Raw genomic sequence first — 19,078 nt, forward strand, 5'->3', positions numbered from 1 at the left:
GGGACGGTATGTCATTACGTGGCGGTGTTCTGGTATGCCGCCTGAGCCGGTCTACCGTGCCGATCATTGCACCTGCGTGTCCGCATGTTCGGGTCAATGCTGTGCATTTTTCGATGAACTTTAGGTGTTGAGTATGCAACGTTATCGTACTTTAGTCCGGCTGGCTTTTTTTGCCTTATTCGTCCTTGCCCCGCCGCTGGATTTATTCCGCTTTGACCTGACACTTAACCACCTGTTTTTTCTGGGGGAACCGTGGCGATTGGGTTTCACCGCACAGAGTGACAGCATGGAAATGGTTGGCAGCATTTTCTTGCGCATCTTTCTGCCGATCTTTCTGGTGGTCGGGGTAGGGGGCTGGATTTCGTGGAAATACGGGCGTTTGTATTGCGGCTGGTTGTGCCCGCATTTTGCGGTGGTGGAAGTGGTCAATAACCTGATGCGTCGTGCATCCGGCAAGCCCAGCCTGTGGGAGAAACAGGTGTTACCGGAACAGCAGGCCGATGGCAAACACATTCCCCGCAACCCGTGGTACTGGTCAGTGACAGGCGTGGTGGTGGTGCTTATTTCCTTGGTGTGGGCGGTAGTGTTGCTGACCTATTTATTACCACCCAAGGACATCTACAGCAATTTGCTGAGCTTTTCGCTGAACCGCCTGCGAACACGCCTGCCCGATGCGCCTGAAACCACGCACCATCAAGCGCAACATGTTCACTTGTACCCAATGCCATAGCTGTATTGATGCTTGCGGCAAGGTGCAGGAACACGCCAGCGGGGTTTCCCTGTTGCAATGGGTGGATGGTGAACGTGCTAAAGCGGTGGCAAAAGATGCGGGTATAGCTGAAAAACCCGCTTGATTCAAGTCAAGGTATAACCCCACTCTGCGTAGCAGTATGACCTAGTTGAGGTTACTTACACGCAAGGAACGGGAGGCGTTTCCATGAAAAAGTTGTCATTAAGTCTGGTGATTGCTGCTATTTTGTCAGCATCCGCGATTGTCCATGCCGAAACCCCGGCAGTGACTGACCCTAAAGATCCGGCGGCTGTCCACAAGGCAGAAGCACAGGCAGATAGCAAGGAACACATGGGCAAGGCTGAAGGTGCTTACCAAGGTGCGCCTTCCGCTGTTGACCCCAAATCCACCAAAGACATGATCACCACGGAAGGCCCGCCGATGACGGTGTTGGAATTCGATCAGGCCAAGCAAATCTTTTTCGAGCGCTGTGCAGGTTGTCACGGGGTGTTACGCAAAGGTGCGACTGGCAAACCGTTGACCCCGGATATTACCCGCACCAAGGGTACGGAGTATCTCAAAACCTTTATTAATTATGGTTCGCCTGCGGGAATGCCCAACTGGGGAACATCCGGTGATTTAACGCCGGAACAAGTCGATATGATGGCGCGTTATGTCCAGCATGAGCCACCGCTGCCGCCGGAATGGGGCATGAAGGATATGAAGGATAGCTGGAAAATGGTCATCAAGCCGGAAGACCGCCCCACCAAGCAAATGAACCAGTACAACCTTGAGAATGTCTTTTCGGTGACATTGCGTGATGCGGGGGAAATTGCCCTGATTGACGGTGATACCAAGGAAATCATCAATATCATCAAGACAGGTTACGCTGTGCACATTTCCCGCCTGTCAGCTTCAGGTCGCTACCTGTTCGTTATCGGGCGCGATGCGCGGATCAACCTGATCGACTTGTGGATGGAAAAGCCTGATACCGTCGCCGAGATCAAGGTGGGGTTGGAAGCCCGTTCAGTGGATACTTCCAAATACAAAGGCTATGAAGATAAGTTTGCGATTGCTGGTTCGTATTGGCCACCGCAGTACGTGATTATGGACGGTAATACACTTGAACCCCGGCAAATTGTGTCTACCCGTGGCATGGTGGTTGGTACGCAAGAGTATCACCCAGAACCGCGTGTGGCAGCGATTGTGGCTTCGCATGAACACCCTGAGTTCATCGTCAACGTCAAGGAAACCGGCAAGGTGTTGCTGGTCAATTACGAAGATGTGGATAACCTGAGTGTTACCACCATTCCAGCAGCACCTTTCCTGCATGATGGCGGTTGGGATGCCACCCACCGTTACTTCCTGACGGCTGCCAATCAGTCGGACAAGGTGGCAGTCATTGACTCTAAAGAACGCAAGCTGACTGCTTTGATTGATGTCGATAAAATTCCGCATCCGGGGCGTGGCGCAAACTTCATTCACCCCAAGTTTGGCCCAGTGTGGGCAACCAGCGCCTTGGGTAACGAAAAAATTACCCTGATCGGCACTGACCCTGAAGGTCATAAAGATAATGCCTGGAAAGTGGTGGAAACCCTCAAAGGGCAGGGTGGTGGTTCACTCTTCATCAAGACGCACCCAAAATCCACCAACCTGTGGGTCGATACTGGCTTGAACCCGGATGAAAAGCTCAGCCAGTCCGTGGCAGTGTTTGACATCAAGAATCTCGAGAAGGGATACGAGGTTCTGCCGATCGCCGAATGGGCTGATCTGGGCGAAGGCCCCAAACGTGTGGTGCAGCCTGAATACAACAAGGCGGGCGATGAAGTCTGGCTTTCCGTATGGAATGGCAAAAACCAGAAATCTGCCTTGGTCGTGATTGATGACAAGACCCGTCAGTTGAAGAAGGTTATCAAGGACGAGCGTCTGATTACCCCAACCGGTAAATTCAACGTTTACAACACCGTGAACGACGTTTACTAAGCATCTTGCTCTTGCCCCCTCCTTTGCAAAAAGGAGGGGGCGGGGGAGGATTTCCTTCAGGCTTCCCTAAAAATTCCCTTTCAGTTCCAGCCGTAACGTGCGTGGATATTCTTCATGCCGGAACACGGTGGATTTTTCTTCCAGCCGTACATCGGTCAGGTTTTCGATTCCCACACCGACTTCCAGATGCTTGTTGACGGCTTTGCGTACCCCGGCATTCCAGAGGGTGTAATGGGGTGCAGCCGCCATGACACCCGTGGTGGGTGAGGCAATGATCTGGTCAGCCAGATGTTCAGCCCGCAAGTTGGTTTTCCAGCCATGCTTTTCCCATTCAACCCCGGTGGACAGTGTGTGGCGGGGGCGGCGATCCAACCGTTGACCATCACCATCTTTGGCGTCGAGGTATTGGTAACTGGTGTTCAGTTTCAGCCCATTGCGCACGTTTACGTCGGCTGAAAGCTCAGCCCCGCGCAGTTTGGCTGTGTCGGTGTTGGCGTAAACCCATTCTTGTACCCCGCCTGCCAGCGTTTTGTCCAGACGGGTGTCGATCAGGTTGTTGACCTTGTTATCGAACACGGCGGCGCTGAGATTGAGCTTGCCGTGGGTGTAATTCGCACCCAGTTCCAGCGCATCGCTGGTTTCTGGTTGCAGGTCAGGGTTGCTTTTGATGAGGATTTTGCCGGTCTGGAAGGCGTAGCCGGGGGAAACCTGTTTGATGGTGGGGGCGCGGAAGCCGTGCCCGTAGCTGGCTTTGAGGGTTAGCTTGTCGTTGACATCGTGGACGATGGATACGCGCGGGCTGGTTTCGCCGCCGAAGATGTCGTGTTCATCCTGCCTGACGCCTACGGTGACATGGGTGCGTGGCGATACTTCGATTTCGTCTTGCAGGTAGGCTGAGTTGAGGGTGATGTCAGCCTTGCCGCCGGTCAGTTTGGGGTTTTCCAGGCGCTCGGTGCGGTGTTCCAGCCCGGTGGTGATGAAGTGTTTGTCGCCGATGGCAAAGCGGGTATTGCCTTCTACCACGGTGTCTTGCAGTTTTTGCGGGTCGGTGGCTGTGCCGGGCGCGGTGGCATGGTTGATGATGTCTACATCACTTTGGTAGGCACGCACTGAGGAAACCGTTTTACCGAGTGAGCCTTTCCAGCCCAGTGAGGTTTGCTGGCGGTCAATGTCGTAGCTGCTTTGGTACGGGGTATTGGTGCGGGTAACGGTGTTGTACCAGCGGTTTTCCTGCCCGGCGCTGTGTTCCAGTTTGATCGTGTGGCCTGCGGCGGGTTGCCAATCGGCACTGAGGGACAGTTGTTGTTTTTCCTTGCCTTCGATGGCGGATTGGCGCGGGTCAAGCTGGCTGGCAACGGCAGAACGGCGTGATTGTTGCCCGCCAATGCTGAGTTGCAGCTTGTCGCCTACCCCGCCGCTGAGGTTGAATTCGGCGTCATGACCGTCACCTCCGGCATCATCGGTGCTGCTGCGGCTGGTGAGTTTGGCATCACCTGCCCATTGCTCGCCGGGTTTGCGGGTAATGATATTGATCACGCCGCCCAAGGCGTCGGAGCCGTAGAGGACTGACATGGGGCCGCGTACCACTTCGATGCGTTCGATCTGTTCCACTGGAATCCAGTCGTACTGGTAGTCGGTGTTGGGGCCGATGACATCGTTGCTGGCGGGCAGGCGTTTGCCGTCAACCAGCAGCAGGGTGTGTTTGCTTTCCATGCCGCGCAGGCTGATGGTTTTGCGTCCGCCGGAACCGACGCCTTGCAGGCTGACACCCGGCGTGCCCCGGATGGCATCCAGCACGTTGTCACTGCCTTGCTGGGCAATTTCTTGGCGGGTAACGATGGTGACGCTGCTGGGGGCTTGTTTGGTTTTGATTTCAGCGCGGGTGGCGGTGACGGTGACTTCCCCCAAGTCATCGGGTTGGTCTGCCCAGAGGTTGCTGCAACTGCTGGCGATCATGATGATCAGTAGTTTTTTATGCATAAGTCAGTATCTCCTCACTGCCGCCGCAGTTTTTCAAGGTTATGGACGTGAATAGAGGTGCGTTCCACGGTGATCAAGCCTTTTTCAGACAGGTTGTGGAGTGCGCGTGAAAAGGTTTCGGGGGTCAGGTTTAGGCTGGATGCGACCACCGATTTGCTGGCAATTAATGACACCACGCCCTGAACCCGGCTGTTGCCGACAGGGTGGGCGTTTTGCAGTAAATAATCGTTGACCCGCTGAGGGGCGTTACGCAAACAGCATATGTACATGCCCGCGAGTAATTGGTTGATACGTGCGCAAGCCAGTTTCAGAAAGACGCTGCCCATTTCCGGCCATTGCTGGATGCCGCTGAGGATGGCTTCCCGGCTGATGCACAGCAAATCTGACGGTATTATTGCCTGCGCATAAAGGGGGGCTTCAGGGGGGTGGAAAATACCGGCTTCCCCAAAGGTTTCACCGGGAAATACTACGTCAATGGTGCGTTCGTGACCGTTATTGGCAATAATGCCAAGCCTGATGCGGCCTGCTGTCAGGCAAAATACGCATGCCTGTTGATCCTCGATTTCTACTAAGCGTTGCAGTCGGGGTACGCTAATGGGGTGGGCATTGTGTAACAAATGTTGGCGCTGTTCTGGCGGCAAGCATGTAAAGCAGTCAAAGGCTGATAGTCGGTCATGCACGAGCGATTTTCCTGTGAAACACCCAATGGATACCGTTATAGCGGGTTTGGTGGCGGGTGCGACTTGACCTGCATCAAGGATCGTCGCGCAGGCTAGTCGTAATCTGCCTGTCATGAATGCAACAACTGACTTACCTGTTTCCTCCGAAACCCGTCGCCTTGCCCCCCTGCCGGGGGACTTGGCGATGTGGATTTTTATCCTTGCCGAATTGTTGGTGTTTGCGGTGTTTTTTGCCTCTTACGCCTTTGCCCGTAGCGGCAATGTGGAATTGTTCAATCACTACCAGCAAACCCTTGACCGTGACATTGGCGCGGCGAATACGGTGATTTTGCTGACGGGTAGCCTGTTTGTGGTGCTGGCTGTGCAGGCGATCAAGGCGGGCAAGGCAGCCCTGTGCCGTAACTGGTTACTGGCAGGAACGGGAATGGGGCTGTTGTTCCTTATCCTCAAAAGCATTGAATTTGCTGACAAGTTTGGGCAGGGCATCAGCCTGAGCACCAATACGTTCTACATGTTTTATTTGTCGCTGACGTTTTTCCATTTCATGCACGTCATTATGGGCATGGTGATCCTGTTGGCAGTGGCGTGGAAAGCGCATAGCGGCGACTATTCTGCCACCCAACACACCGGGGTGGAAACCGGCGCATCCTATTGGCACATGGTCGATCTGGTGTGGGTAGTGCTGTTTCCGCTGGTCTATGTGATGAGGTGATGGCATGAAAGCATGGCTAGTGTGGGCGTTACTGGTGTGTTTGACCTTGCTGACATGGTGGGCAGGGCAGGCTGGGTACAGCGGGCAAGGGTTGGTGGTGGCGTTGTTGGCTTCGGTTTTTATCAAAGGCCATTTCATCATTGCCGATTTCATGGGGCTACGCGGTGTGGCGCTGTTGTGGCGGGCGCTGGTGCATGGCTGGTTGGTATTGGTGTTGGGTCTGATTTTTTTGGCTATGCTATCCTAAGCTCATCGCTTTTGAACCAGGCCACTGCCATGCTGAAACAACTTCCCGTTGGTATCCAGACTTTTCAGGAACTGATTAGCCGTCACTGCCTTTATGTGGATAAAACCAAAGCCATCCATCAGGTGTTGGGTTTGGGGAAGTATTTTTTCCTCTCGCGTCCCCGCCGTTTCGGTAAATCGTTGCTACTCTCCACCATCAAGGAAATTTACAGCGGCCACCGCGCTTTGTTCGCCGGTTTATGGATCGAAGATCAGTGGGATTGGGGCAAGGTACATCCGGTAGTGCATATTTCTTTTGCCAGCATTGGCTACCGCAATATTGGGCTGGAAGAGGCACTCAGAAACGAAGTGCAGTCAATTGCGACAGGCTACGGCATTGCGTTACGCAACACTGTTAGCATCGCTTTAATGTTCGGTGAGTTGCTGGAGGAATTATCTAAACAACACGGCAAAGTCGTGGTGCTGATCGACGAATACGACAAGCCCTTGATTGATTACCTCGATGATATTTCACAGGCCAAAGCCAATCAGCAGACGATGAAAACCTTCTATTCGGTAATCAAAGACAGTGATCCGTATCTGGAGTTTTTGCTGATCACGGGTGTGTCGAAATTCAGCCGGGTGTCGATTTTCTCCGACCTCAATAACCTGTTTGACCTGACGATGGATCGCAGTGCCGCCACGTTGCTGGGCTACACACAGGCAGAACTGGAGCATTATTTCACGCCTTACCTGCCTGCTACTGAAAGCTACCTCGGCTTGAAGCGTGACGAATTACTGGAAAAAATCCGCCATTGGTACAACGGCTATAGCTGGGATTTACGCAGCCGCGTTTATAACCCGTATTCCATTTTGAGCTTCTTTCAGGCGCAAGATTTTCGTAATTTCTGGTTTGAATCCGGCACGCCCACCTTCCTGCCCAAACTGATGCGCAGTGAAGGCGTCTATCGGGTAGACGATATGGAGGTGGATGAACTGGCGCTGGGGAATTATGACCTTGAACGCTTACAACTGACTCCGGTGCTGTTCCAGACGGGCTACCTGACCTTGAAAAGCCGCGATGAATATGGCTTGTTCCAGCTCGGCTACCCGAACCGTGAAGTGCAGGCATCCATGTTGATGTACCTGATGGCAGAATGGGCACACGAAGAACCTGCGCACACGACGCCAATGGTGGTCAAACTGCATAAAGCTTTTCAGCGCAATGATTTGCCAGCGGTGATTGAACTTATCAAGGGCGTATTCAAGAAAATCCCCTCACACATTTTCCTGCAAGAACGGGAAGCCTATTACCACAGCCTGATTTACCTGACGTTTTTCTATCTGGGGCAGTATGCCGAGGCTGAAGTCAACGACAGCACCGGGCGTATTGATTGCGTGGTAAAAACCCCGACCCACCTTTATATCCTTGAGTTCAAGCTAGATAAAACCGCGCAGGTGGCAATGGAACAGATCAAGGCGCGTGATTATGCGGGGGCATACCGCGCTGATCCACGCACCAAAGTATTGGTTGGCATCAACTTTAGCAGTGAAACTAAAACTGTGGATGATTGGGTGCAGGAAACGGTAATTTAACCCAAAGCAGTGCTCCAATACCCTTGACCTGCATCAAGGTCTCTTCTCCGACACCCGCATAATCTGTGACCTATGAGTTCAGCAACTACCCTATCTGTTACCCGTGGAGCATTGATGGAAACTGGAGCAATCCCCCATTACCAGGCACAAGCGCAGGAAGTGACCCTGTTTGAACACGCTTTCCGCCGCCAACTGCCGGTATTGCTGAAAGGCCCGACGGGTTGCGGCAAGACCCGTTTCGTCGAACACATGGCAGCTAAACTGGGCAGACCGCTGTACACCGTTGCCTGTCACGATGATTTAAGTGCAGCGGATTTGGTCGGGCGGCATCTGATTGGCGACGGTGAAACCTACTGGAACGACGGCCCGCTGACCCGTGCAGTACGCGAAGGCGCAATCTGCTATCTGGACGAAGTGGTGGAAGCCCGCAAAGATACCACCGTGATCTTGCACCCGCTTTCCGACAACCGCCGCATCCTGCCGATTGAACGTACTGGCGAAACCTTGCACGCGCCGCCCGAATTCATGCTGGTGGTGTCCTACAACCCCGGCTATCAGAACTTGCTCAAGGGCATGAAACCGTCTACCCGCCAGCGTTTCGTGGCGTTACGCTTCGATTACCCCCAGCCGGAACTCGAAGCACGTATTGTGGCGCAAGAAGCTGGGGTAGACGACAAACTGGCGGCGCAATTGGTGAAATTGGCGAATGCCTTGCGGGTGCTGAAAGAACACGATCTGGAAGAATCCGCCTCCACCCGCTTGCTGGTTTATACCGCCACGCTAATGCAGGATGGCTTCGAGCCGCAGGCTGCTTGCCGTGCCGCGCTGGTCGAGCCGCTGACCGATGACCCGGAGACGGTGGAGGCATTGATGGAAGTGGTGCAAACGTTTTTTGCTTAAAGCTCCACCCGGATCATTTCTTCCAGCACGCCCACGTCCAGCAGCTCGATGTGCTGGTCATTGACGGCAATCAGTTTCAGGCTGGTCAGGCGTTTGAGGATGCGTGAAAAAGTTTCTGGCTTGATCGACAGGCGCGAGGCGACCACGTGTTTGGGCACATCCAGCACGATGCGGTTACAAGCAGGGTCGCTACAACGCATTTCCAGCAGCCAGATAACCAGGCGGAAAGTGGCATTGTGCAGGGTCAGGCGGTCGACTTCGTTGAGCAACCAGTGCATCCGGCGGCTCATCAGCCCCATCATGCCGAAGCACAGGTCAACGGAGGAGCGCAGCATGTGTTCGTATTGTGCAGCATTGATGCCCACAACCACAGCGGGTTTGAGCGCGACAGCATGGACAGGGAACTGCCGCCCACCCATGAACAACACGGCTTCGGCAAAACTGCTGCCGGGGGAGATGATGTCCACCACTTTTTCATCCCCATTGGGGGTGAGGCGGAACAATTTCATGAAGCCTTTGATATTGACGAACACCTCTTTCAGCGGGTCACCCTGCCGGAACAGCAATTCGCCTTCATTCAAGGTGTACAGGTGCGCCGAATTCACCAGCGTATTGAACTGGTCAGGTTCCAGCGCCCGGAACAGCGGCGAGCGATGCAAAACAGTCAGGGTGTAATTATCAAATTTCATGCAGTGAAGTGTAACGATGGAAGAATGGGTTGGTAAAGTTTGGCACAAATGGGTAACACGTAGTGTAAACCATGACTATCCACAAGCGCGGGTTGATTTGGATGAAATGCGTAAAACACTTGGTATTGTGGTACGCGCCTTGAGCGGCGACGCAGGTTTGCAAATCCGCCAAAGTACCGCTGTGGCCAGCGATGCACCGCGCAGCCTGATGCAACGCATTGCCGGAACCGGGCTGAAAACCAGCGCGGCATGGCGTGATGCGGACAGCCTGAACCTGCCTGATAGCATTGCTTTTTTCCCACAACGCGAACTAAACCGCGACATGTATGTGTGGCTGGCGGTATTGGGGAGCGGTAGGGATGTATTGCATACGCCCTCTTCACCCTCGCGCTACCACCGCCTCCTCGCCGCCTGGCAAGCGCTACACCCCGAAGCCACCGAACTTCCCCTGACCCTGATACCGCCACCCAACACCCCACAATCCACTTCCCCGGTTGCTTTGGCAGAACCCGCCCCGCCGGAAACTTCCCCCGCCAGCAAGCCCGGTGCAGAAAGCACCAAGCGCCAGCGTGCCGAACGCACTGACATGCCCGATGGTAACAGCGGCCTGATGATGTTCCGCCTCGAAAGCCTGTTTTCGTGGACGGAATACACCCCGGTTGACCGCACCAGTGACGATGACCCCGACGATGATGCTGCCCGCGCCGCCGAGGATATGGATGTGATCACCGTGGCGCGTGACCGCAAGGCCAGTTCCCACAAAATCAAGCTCGATCTGGATTTGCCCTCCGCCGAATACGACGACATTCCGCAAAGCGAGGGCATCCCGCTGCCGGAGTGGGATTATCGCAAGCAACGCCTGCTTCCCGAGCATTGCCGTCTGCAAGTGATGTTGCCACGCGGGGCAGAAGAACAGGCATTGCCTGCCCGTTTGCAAGCGCACGCCCGCAAGCTGCGCCGCCGTTTTGAAGCCTTGCAACCCCGCCGCGAATGGCGCAACCACCAGCAGGACGGGGCAGAACTCGACACCGACAGTTACATCCTGCACCTCACCGAGCGCCAACGCGGGCAGATGGATATGCCGATGGTGTACCGCGATTGCCGCGAGCAGGGGCGCGACTTGTCGTGCTTGTTGCTGGCGGATTTTTCCATGTCCACCGACAGTTGGGTGAGCAATCAGGCGCGGGTGGTGGATGTGGTACGCGATGCGCTGATTCTGTTTGCGGAAAGCTTGCAAGCTACCCGCGACCGTTTCGCGCTGTACGGGTTTTCCTCGCTTAACCGCCAGAAAGTGCGTTTTTACCACCTGAAAAAGTTTACCGAACGTTATGACGGGCAGGTACGCGGGCGCATTATGGCTACCCAACCGGGTTATTACACCCGTATGGGCGCTGCGATCCGTTACGCCACGCAATTGTTGGAAAAAGAGCCGTCGCAGCAAAAGCTGCTGTTGCTGTTGACGGATGGCAAGCCCAACGACCTCGACATTTACGAAGGCCGTTATGGGCTGGAAGATACCCGCATGGCTTTGCAGGAAGCACGGCGTAAGGGTTTGAAACCGTTTTGTGTCACCATCGACGACAAGGCGGAAGATTATTTGCCGCGTCTGTTCGGGCAGAACGGCTGGGTGCTGGTGAAAAAGGCGGAAGAGTTGCCGCAGAAACTGCCGCAGTTGTATGCCTTGCTAACGGGGCGCTAGGCTTATATCCCTTGTGGTTAAATCGGACTTTTCGATATTAAGTGCCAAAAAATATCGTTATACAAATAGATTGCCTGCCGTTAGCCTATTGAATAAGAAAATCGCAACCCGAAGAGGAGACACATCATGTTAAGCCATACAACCTTGGAACGTGATGCAGAAAGCTATCTCGTCAACCCCGAAGACTGGAGTCATGATATTGCGGCGGAACTGGCTGCCGAAGAAAACATTGACCTGACGGAAGCGCATTGGCCGATCATTGAATTCGTCAGGGATTATTGGGAAGAACACAAAATCATCCCGGATGTGCGCCACGTTGTCAGCCACATGGCGGAAGAGCAGGGCATCGACAAAAAAGCAGCCAAACAGCAGGTATTTCACCTGTTCCCTTACGGCTACGTGAAACAGACTTGCAAGATTGCCGGGATGCAGCGCCCGCGTGGCTGGAGCACGGGCTGATTATTGGGGCGTCATCTCCACTACCAACTCCCGCAACGCGGTCAGTGCCTGCTGACATTCCCCGGTTTCCATATTGGTGGGGTAAATAGCATAGGTGGGCAGCCGGAAGCGCGGGCTGTCAGGGATAAAAGCCAGCTTGCCATTCTCGACAAGCTGGTTTGCCATACGCTGGGGTAAAAAGCAGGAGCCGCCGTTCTTGAGCACCAGTTGCACCGCCAGCCAGCCAATATTCGCCAGTAGCGCGGGGCGTTCCAGTTCCGGGAAATGGTTGCTGTGCTCGGCATAAAACCCCGGCCCCCAGTCGACGTACACGTAGTTTTCATCCGGCCACGGCTTGTCGGGGTCAGTGCCGACCAGCACCACAGTTTCATCGAACAGGTATTCCACTTGCAGGCCGGGGCTGTGCTGCGGGGTATACATCAGGCCAATGTCTATCGTGCCTTCGATCAGGCGACGCATCAGATCTTCCTCGAAACCGATTTCACTGCGGATCGACACATCTGGCATTTGCGTGCGCATTTTGCCGACCCATTCGGGTAAGAAACCCGCATCCCACAGCGCGATGCGTGCGCCAATGGTCAGGCTGGCGCGGTAACGCCCCGGTAAACCCACGTCATGCCGCGCCTGTTCCATCGTCAGCAACAAGGTTTTCGCATGGCGCAGGAAACGTTTGCCCGCCGGGGTCAGGGTCGCGCCGGAACGGTTGCGCACAAACAGCTTGGTGCGCAGGTAGGTTTCTAGATTCTGGATGCGGGCGCTGACGGTCGATTGAGTGACATACAGGCGCGATGCCGCTTCAATGAAACTGCCATTGGCGGCGACGGCGAGAAAGGTGCGAACTTGATCAATATCCATGCCGGTGATTATACACCGGGATCAGCGAATCGACAGCGGGTAGCGCCGCCACCGGAACGGGTAATTGAACGCGATGTCAACCCAATTCCGGTGTCAAGGCAAATGATTTTGTTGTAGTTCTGACAATGTTGCCGGGTAAAGCGTTTCGAGTTCATCCAGCAGGGCGCTGATGCCTGTGTTGTCAGACTGCTCACCCTTGTGTTGCAACGTTTTGCAAATCTCCGCCATCGGTTCGGCTCCCAGACCCACGCAAGAGCCTTTCAGTTTGTGGGCGGCTTGTGCCATTGCGTGCCAGTTGGTGTCGTTTGCATAGTGGCGAATGTCTGCCAGCAGCGGTGGTGTGGTACTGCCAAACATCTGGATCAGGCGCGGTAGGATAGCCGCAGGCAGGTGTTGTAAGGCTTCAGGTGCGAGTAGTTTCATAGGTGTTTTCCTGGGTATTGTCTTGGGTTGCTGCCACTGGGAGTGTATTGCACCAGCGTTCCAGCACAGCTTCCACGGCTTCGGGTAAAACGGGTTTGCTGATGTAATCGTTCATGCCCGCTGCGAGGCATTCTTGTTTATCGCCATCCATGGCATTGGCTGTCATTGCAACGATGATAGGCTGACGTTCAGGTGGAAAGTCGGCACGGATGCGGCGGGTGGCTTCCAGCCCGTCCATTTCCGGCATTTGCATGTCCATGAAGATGATGTCGTAAGCCTTTTTGTGCAGTGCCGTGAGTGCCTCTAGGCCATTTTCTGCAATATCAGCTTTGTAGGCGATTTCATCCAGAATCGAGGCAGCAACTATCTGGTTAATGGGATTATCTTCTACCAGCAGGATGGCGAGAGGCAAGCGTTCGCCCAGTTTGAGCCGGGATTGTTCGGGTCGGGTAATGGTGAGGTTGAGTTTGCCCAGTACGGTCATCAGGCTGTCGAACAGGCGGCTGCGGGTAATGGGTTTGGTCAGGTACAGGTTGAAGAGTTCGCGCACAATGTCTTTGGGATGCGGGTCATTCGGTGGGGCAACCAGAATCAGCGGCAGCTCCTGTTTGCTGTAGCGGCTGCGCACGTATTTGGCGAAATCGAGGACGGAGGCATTCGGCAGGTTACTGTCGACAAGGCAGATGTCGTAGGTGTGCCCGGCTGCAATACGCGCGATGGCTTCGCTGCTGGATGCATAGGCTTCGGTGATGGCTCCCCAGCCAAAGCAGAAGTCTTGCAGCGCTTGTTGGTTAGCTGGGTTGTTTTCTACGATCAGGATACGCTTGCCAAGCATTTCTGGGATATTGGGGTAAAGGAAGGGCTTGAGTTTGCCTTCTGCCTTACGGGTTTTGATGGTGAAGTAAAAACGGCTACCGGTGCCGATGGTGCTTTCTGCCCAGATTTCCCCATCCATCATATTGACCAACCGCCGTGAGATGGCTAGCCCTAGCCCGGTGCCTTCGTTGTGGCGTGAGAGTGGGCTGTCTGCCTGATTGAATTGCTCAAAAATGCTGTCGAGCCGGTCAGCCGGAATACCGTGACCGGTGTCATTGATCTGGAATTCCAGCTCGTATTCATGGCCTTTGTGGCTGCGCGGTATCACGAATACGGTGATTTCACCGCTGTCGGTAAACTTGATGGCATTGCCGATCAGGTTGGTCATGATTTGCCGTAGCCGTACCATGTCACCTTCGATAAACAGTGGGATAGAAGGGCCAACGGCGTAGGCCAGTTCCAGATTTTTTTCCAGCGCTTTGGAGGTGAGTAGGTTAAGCACCTCTTCGATACAGGCGCGGATTTCCAGTGGTTCGCGTTTGAGGTCGAGTTTGCCTGCTTCGATTTTGGAAAAGTCGAGCACGTCATTGATGACGGTGAGCAGGTGTTCGCCACTGAGGTGAATGCTTTCCACGAAATCGGTTTGCTTCTTGCTCATGGGGGTATTCATCAGCAGGCGGGTCATGCCGATGACGCCATTCATGGGGGTGCGGATTTCGTGGCTCATGGTGGCGAGGAAACGGGCTTTGGTTTTCAGTGCTTCTTCAGCAACTTGTTGCGCTGTTTGGGCGGTTTTAGTCATGTGTTGGAAACGAGTGGAAAAGTACATCCGACTGATAATCAGGATAACCATGAGTAGTAGCGTTACCCATAAGGCATTGTGCTTGATGCTATCCAGGCGTTCGGCCATCAGGGTGGTGTTATCTACATTACTGTGTATAGAGTGCTGGATAGCAACGCTGATACGTTCACCGCTGTGATTGTCCAACTCCTCAATGTTTTCCATTAATTGCCGTGCATGGTTAGCGGTGTCGTGGGCATCTATTGCCAGGCGCCGCCAGTCCTCAAGGGATAGATCGTCAATTTCATCTGCTAAACGGGTCATTGCGCCGACGGTGTTTTTGTAGTCATCTTTGAGTGTAGGGTTTCCCTCCGCAGGCCAGTCTGCCAGCAAGGCTTGACTGTGCTGGCGCAATTCATCCGTTAGTTTGTGGATGGTTGGCCGGTTTTTAGCGTCATTGTTAGGGTTCAGGGTGAATTTGAAGAACGCCTCATTCAAGGTGTCAAAGGCTTGGCGCTGGTGATCAATCAGTGTTTCCAGTTTGACCTGTCGCAGGAAGGAATCATGGGCAGTTTGCAGGGATGTGGTGGATTCTTGCAGGTTTTGCTGTGTCTTGAGCGCCACGTCAGTCAGGCTGAGCCAGGTCAAGAGTGTGATGATGCCCAGCAAGAGTATCAGTACCGCACTGTCGAGCGCTTGTAGAGTCCACAACTTATTGATAATACGCATGGTGGGTAATTTGACCATCAAGGTTGAAAGGCGAACTTAAAGGTCGGAGTATCCGATGTATAGTGATGTTCATGTAAGGTCTAGCGAGCCTGACAGGACAATGGTTGATAATTCCAATAGATGGCGTTTCATACGCTTGTGCCTCATTTTTTGATTTAATTGTTAGCAGCGTGATTGCTTTTTTTACTATTATCTGAATAGTATCAATAAATTATATTGATTGGAATGGGGGAGGTCGGGCTGAAAGCAAAAAACAACTTAAGCAATTGATTTTATTTATTTTTTAAAAGAATGGTACAAATTCATATAAACCGTCGTCATCGGATAGGCTGAGGCGTCAATGCCCAGTCCCGTCAGGCGGTGTAACGTCCCAAGTGTTAGAAATTGAACACACTGAATTATAAAAAAAAATTATACATTTATAGCATAAATATATTAATGATTTGGAGTGTGCGATAGTGTGACAAATGTCACACTATTTTGGGGTTATGGCCTTGCCTAGTGATGCCTGCTGAGTTAATTTTGTAACTCAAAATTTTATTGGGTAAATATTATATGAATGCGAGAAGTTGGAAAGTGGGCAATCCAAAGTCGGAGCTGAAGGGAATACTGGATAGTTTCAGGACAAGTTTTCTGTATGTGGGTTTATTTAGTCTTTTCATTAACTTACTGATGCTTGCTCCCTCATTTTACATGTTGCAGGTGTATGACCGGGTCATGGCCAGCCGTAGCGTTGAAACGCTGCTCATGATTACGCTGATTATGGTGTGGCTGTTTGTGACAATGGGATTGTTGGAATATGCCCGCTCACGGATGCTGGTCAGAATCGGTTCGCAACTAGACGATCGCCTAAATTCACGGCTGTATGCTGCTATGGCAAAAATGGCATTACGCAATCCAGGCCGGGCTTCTTCGCAACCACTCGGTGATTTGACCAGTTTGCGTCAATTTATGACGGGCAATGGCCCTTTTGCCTTTTTTGATGCACCGTGGATTCCCATTTATTTTGCGATTCTGTTCCTGTTTCACCCAATGTATGGATTATTTTCGGTGTTTGCAGCCTTAGTCTTGATTAGCTTGGCGGTTATGAATGAGGTATCCACCCGTGACCTCATGAAAGATGCCAATGTGCGTAATATCCAGTCGACGACTGCGATAAGTGCCCAACTGCGTAATGCCGAGGTGTTACACGCAATGGGTATGGAACCCGCCATGCGTGAACATTGGTTGCGCCAGCATTTGGAATTCTTACGTGCTCAGTCAGATGCCTCAGACAAGGCAGGTATCTGGATGAACCTGAGTAAATCTTTGCGGGTTATGTTCCAGTCCCTTATGTTGGGGTTGGGGGCATACCTTGCTGTTCATAATGAGATTACGTCAGGGATGATCATTGCAGGTTCTATTCTGATGGGGCGTGCTCTAGCACCTATTGACCAAATGATTGGCGCATGGAAACAGTTCAATTCAGCCCGTGTTTCGTATGCACGTTTAGAGGAATTGTTGCAAGGTGTACCTGACACTGATAATCGGATGTCATTGCCTCCTCCAAAAGGTGATTTGCGTGTTGAAACGGCAACCTTGATTCCACCTGGTTCACAGCAACCTGTTTTACGCTCAGTCGGTTTTGATCTAGGAGCAGGTGAAGCCTTATTGGTATTGGGGCCTAGTGCATCAGGCAAGTCTTCACTACTGCGGGCATTACTAGGTATCTGGCCGCTAGCAGCAGGCAAAGTACGTTTGGACGGGGCTGAAATCGGGCATTGGAATCGTGATGAGTTAGGCCCTCATATCGGCTATTTACCCCAAGACGTCGAGCTGTTTGAAGGGAGTATTTCACAAAATATTGCCCGCTTTGGAAAGGTAGAACCTGACCACATCATCGCCGCCGCCCGTATGGCAGGGGTGGATGAAATGATCCGCCGTTTACCTGAGGGTTACGATACTTTGATTGGTCCTGGTGGGGCAACACTATCTGGTGGGCAACGTCAACGAGTTGGTCTGGCAAGCAGCAATTCTCATTTTGCCCCTCACCCAATAAAATGGCGTAAACTAAACCTATCCCATTGAGATCTGTTCCGGGAGGTGAAGTCGATGAGCTACCCAACCGTTACTGCTGCTGCGCTAACCGCACCGCTCACCTTTGCGGGTATCGTGGAGCAATTGCGCGATACATTCCGCGCCTTCCCCGACTGCCGCAAACCCGGCAATAATACCCGCTATACCTTGGAGGATGCGGGTTTGAGTGCCTTTTCGGTGTTTTTCATGCAGTGTGCGTCCTTTCTGGAGTACCAGCGGCGCATGGTGGAGAACCAAGAGCGGAGTAATGCACAGACGTTGTTCGGTGTTCATGCCATTCCCTGCGACAATCAAATTCGCCATTTGCTGGATAGCGTGCCGCCGTCAGCCGTTGCGCCTGCTTACCGTTATCTTTTCAATGGGTTGCAACAGAATGGTTATTTGGATAAGTGGCGGGTGCATGACTACGGTTATTTGTTGGCACTGGATGGGACACAGCATTTTTCGTCATCCCACATCCATTGTGAGCAGTGTTTGACGAAGACGCATCACAACGGGACAGTCACCTACTCACACCAAGTGCTGACCCCGATTTTAACAGCACCCGATAAACCGCAGGTGATCCCGTTACCGCCAGAGTTCATCAGCCGCCAAGATGGGCAAACCAAGCAAGATTGTGAAATCAACGCCGCTAAACGCTGGCTGGCTCAGTGGGGCGCGGATTACATCCCGCTGGGCATCACGTTTCTGGGGGATGATTTGTATTGTCACCAGCCCTTTTGCCAAGCAGTCCTGGACGCTGGCGCACAGTTCATTTTCAACTGCAAACCCACGTCCCACACGACCTTATATGAAGAGTTGGAAGGGCTAGAGAAAATCGGCGCGATACGCACCCATCTTGTACAGCGGCGGATGGGAAAGCATTCTGTCACGGATACCTACCGTTTTGCGACGCAGATGCCCTTACGTGATGGGGACGATGCCCTGCGTGTCAACTGGTTCAGTCTCACGAGTGTGCGTGATGATGGTAAGTGCTTATACCATAACGATTTCGCCACCTCTCACCCTATCACCACCGGCAAGGTCGTCGATCTTGTGAAGGCTGGGAGGTGTCGCTGGAAGATTGAGAACGAAAACAACAACACCCTGAAAACCAAAGGCTACCACTTTGAACACAACTTCGGGCATGGGCAGCAACACCTCGCCAACTTGTTGGCCGCATTAGTGTTATTGGCTTATCTCGTCCATACCGTGATTGACTTGATGGATGAGCGTTTCCGAACGTTACTTCAGAAAATGGGGTCACGCGAACGCTTGTTCGATGACATCAATACGCTCACGACCTTTTTGTGCTTCAAAAGTTGGACGGCTCTGCTGGATTTTATGCTCGTCGGCTTAGAGCGGCGGCATCAAGCGGATGAGATTGAGCAGTGGGTGGTAAAATGAGAATTGCTGTCTGGCAAGGGCAGTTTATGGCAAACCAAGCTTGGTAGTATTGGATGAACCCAACGCGAGTTTGGATGATGCAGGCGAGCTGGCTTTAGTTAACGCCTGTAAACAGCTCAAAGCACAAGGTACAACACTGATTTTGGTGACACACCGCCGTAGCATCTTGGAAATAGCTGACAAAGTGTTGCTATTGGTAGAAGGTCAAGTGCGCCTGTTTGGGGAACGTGACAGTGTATTGCAACAACTCGCCACACAAAATCAGCAAGCTGTCGCAGCAGCACAAGCAGCAGCACGCCCACAACAATCAAGGGTAGCCATCGTGCCTCCTATGGCGGCCGGAAGTAAAGGTTAAGGTA

18 protein-coding genes are annotated in these 19,078 nt (G+C 53.0%); 12 read left to right on the forward strand and 6 right to left on the reverse strand.

What is annotated here, in order from left to right:
* The first annotated feature begins 133 nt into the window (after positions 1-133).
* From J9253_RS20745 to J9253_RS20755, 3 genes are all read left to right on the forward strand, one after another.
* Positions 134-730, forward strand: coding sequence for a 4Fe-4S binding protein (locus tag J9253_RS20745; RefSeq protein ID WP_210222701.1), 597 nt, complete (start codon positions 134-136; stop codon positions 728-730).
* On the forward strand, positions 705-854 hold the full coding sequence (locus J9253_RS20750; RefSeq protein ID WP_210222702.1) for a hypothetical protein: 150 nt from the start codon (positions 705-707) through the stop codon (positions 852-854). The genes J9253_RS20745 and J9253_RS20750 overlap by 26 nt, the downstream gene beginning before the upstream one ends.
* Before the next feature lie 83 nt (positions 855-937).
* Positions 938-2,713, forward strand: a complete 1,776-nt coding sequence (locus tag J9253_RS20755) for a nitrite reductase (RefSeq protein ID WP_210222703.1) — start codon at positions 938-940, stop codon at positions 2,711-2,713.
* A 66-nt stretch (positions 2,714-2,779) separates the two neighbouring features.
* Here J9253_RS20755 and J9253_RS20760 read toward each other — a convergent pair whose 3' ends face one another.
* Complete coding sequence (locus J9253_RS20760; RefSeq protein ID WP_210222704.1) at positions 2,780-4,693, reverse strand: TonB-dependent receptor plug domain-containing protein; 1,914 nt, start codon at positions 4,691-4,693, stop codon at positions 2,780-2,782.
* 14 nt (positions 4,694-4,707) lie between these two features.
* A complete protein-coding gene (locus J9253_RS20765) occupies positions 4,708-5,373 on the reverse strand; it encodes a Crp/Fnr family transcriptional regulator (RefSeq protein ID WP_210222705.1) in 666 nt (221 codons plus the stop codon).
* A 112-nt stretch (positions 5,374-5,485) separates the two neighbouring features.
* Here J9253_RS20765 and J9253_RS20770 point away from each other — a divergent pair, with 112 nt between their 5' ends.
* The 4 genes from J9253_RS20770 to J9253_RS20785 all read left to right on the forward strand — a co-directional run bounded on the left by J9253_RS20770 (position 5,486) and on the right by J9253_RS20785 (position 8,806).
* A complete protein-coding gene (locus J9253_RS20770) occupies positions 5,486-6,085 on the forward strand; it encodes a cytochrome c oxidase subunit 3 family protein (protein ID WP_210222706.1) in 600 nt (199 codons plus the stop codon).
* Positions 6,086-6,089: 4 nt separating this feature from the next.
* Positions 6,090-6,332 (forward strand): cytochrome C oxidase subunit IV family protein, encoded by a 243-nt coding sequence (locus J9253_RS20775; RefSeq protein ID WP_210222707.1) that lies wholly within the window; start codon positions 6,090-6,092, stop codon positions 6,330-6,332.
* A 29-nt stretch (positions 6,333-6,361) separates the two neighbouring features.
* Positions 6,362-7,906, forward strand: coding sequence for an ATP-binding protein (locus J9253_RS20780; protein ID WP_210222708.1), 1,545 nt, complete (start codon positions 6,362-6,364; stop codon positions 7,904-7,906).
* A 114-nt stretch (positions 7,907-8,020) separates the two neighbouring features.
* Positions 8,021-8,806, forward strand: a complete 786-nt coding sequence (locus J9253_RS20785) for a CbbQ/NirQ/NorQ/GpvN family protein (RefSeq protein ID WP_210222709.1) — start codon at positions 8,021-8,023, stop codon at positions 8,804-8,806.
* On the opposite strand, the gene J9253_RS20790 is transcribed toward J9253_RS20785, so the two are convergent.
* Positions 8,803-9,495 carry a Crp/Fnr family transcriptional regulator gene (locus tag J9253_RS20790; RefSeq protein WP_210222710.1) on the reverse strand — a complete coding sequence of 231 codons (693 nt, stop codon included), beginning with the start codon at positions 9,493-9,495 and terminating at the stop codon, positions 8,803-8,805. The two genes, J9253_RS20785 and J9253_RS20790, sit on opposite strands and share 4 nt — an antisense overlap.
* Before the next feature lie 16 nt (positions 9,496-9,511).
* Between J9253_RS20790 and J9253_RS20795 the strand changes: the two genes are divergently transcribed.
* Both J9253_RS20795 and J9253_RS20800 read left to right on the forward strand, forming a co-directional pair.
* Positions 9,512-11,194, forward strand: coding sequence for a nitric oxide reductase activation protein NorD (locus tag J9253_RS20795; RefSeq protein ID WP_210222711.1), 1,683 nt, complete (start codon positions 9,512-9,514; stop codon positions 11,192-11,194).
* A gap of 126 nt (positions 11,195-11,320) precedes the next feature.
* Positions 11,321-11,653, forward strand: a complete 333-nt coding sequence (locus tag J9253_RS20800) for a TusE/DsrC/DsvC family sulfur relay protein (protein WP_210222712.1) — start codon at positions 11,321-11,323, stop codon at positions 11,651-11,653.
* On the opposite strand, the gene J9253_RS20805 is transcribed toward J9253_RS20800, so the two are convergent.
* From J9253_RS20805 to J9253_RS20815, 3 genes are all read right to left on the reverse strand, one after another.
* Positions 11,654-12,508 carry a LysR family transcriptional regulator gene (locus J9253_RS20805; RefSeq protein ID WP_210222713.1) on the reverse strand — a complete coding sequence of 285 codons (855 nt, stop codon included), beginning with the start codon at positions 12,506-12,508 and terminating at the stop codon, positions 11,654-11,656. It abuts the gene before it with no gap.
* 93 nt (positions 12,509-12,601) lie between these two features.
* Positions 12,602-12,931 (reverse strand): Hpt domain-containing protein, encoded by a 330-nt coding sequence (locus J9253_RS20810; RefSeq protein ID WP_210222714.1) that lies wholly within the window; start codon positions 12,929-12,931, stop codon positions 12,602-12,604.
* On the reverse strand, positions 12,912-15,257 hold the full coding sequence (locus J9253_RS20815) for a response regulator (protein ID WP_210222715.1): 2,346 nt from the start codon (positions 15,255-15,257) through the stop codon (positions 12,912-12,914). The genes J9253_RS20810 and J9253_RS20815 overlap by 20 nt, the downstream gene beginning before the upstream one ends.
* A gap of 540 nt (positions 15,258-15,797) precedes the next feature.
* Between J9253_RS20815 and J9253_RS20820 the strand changes: the two genes are divergently transcribed.
* Genes J9253_RS20820 through J9253_RS20830 form a run of 3 tightly spaced genes read left to right on the forward strand, consistent with a single transcriptional unit; the run spans position 15,798 to position 19,074 of the window.
* Positions 15,798-17,324 (forward strand): type I secretion system permease/ATPase, encoded by a 1,527-nt coding sequence (locus J9253_RS20820; protein WP_228291450.1) that lies wholly within the window; start codon positions 15,798-15,800, stop codon positions 17,322-17,324.
* Positions 17,325-17,348: 24 nt separating this feature from the next.
* Positions 17,349-18,719 carry an ISNCY family transposase gene (locus J9253_RS20825; RefSeq protein ID WP_407701772.1) on the forward strand — a complete coding sequence of 457 codons (1,371 nt, stop codon included), beginning with the start codon at positions 17,349-17,351 and terminating at the stop codon, positions 18,717-18,719.
* Between the two features lie 40 nt (positions 18,720-18,759).
* Positions 18,760-19,074, forward strand: a complete 315-nt coding sequence (locus J9253_RS20830; protein WP_210222716.1) for a hypothetical protein — start codon at positions 18,760-18,762, stop codon at positions 19,072-19,074.
* Positions 19,075-19,078 lie beyond the last annotated feature (4 nt).

This window comes from Thiothrix litoralis (assembly GCF_017901135.1).
In the GTDB taxonomy this organism is placed as follows: Bacteria; Pseudomonadota; Gammaproteobacteria; order Thiotrichales; family Thiotrichaceae; genus Thiothrix; species Thiothrix litoralis.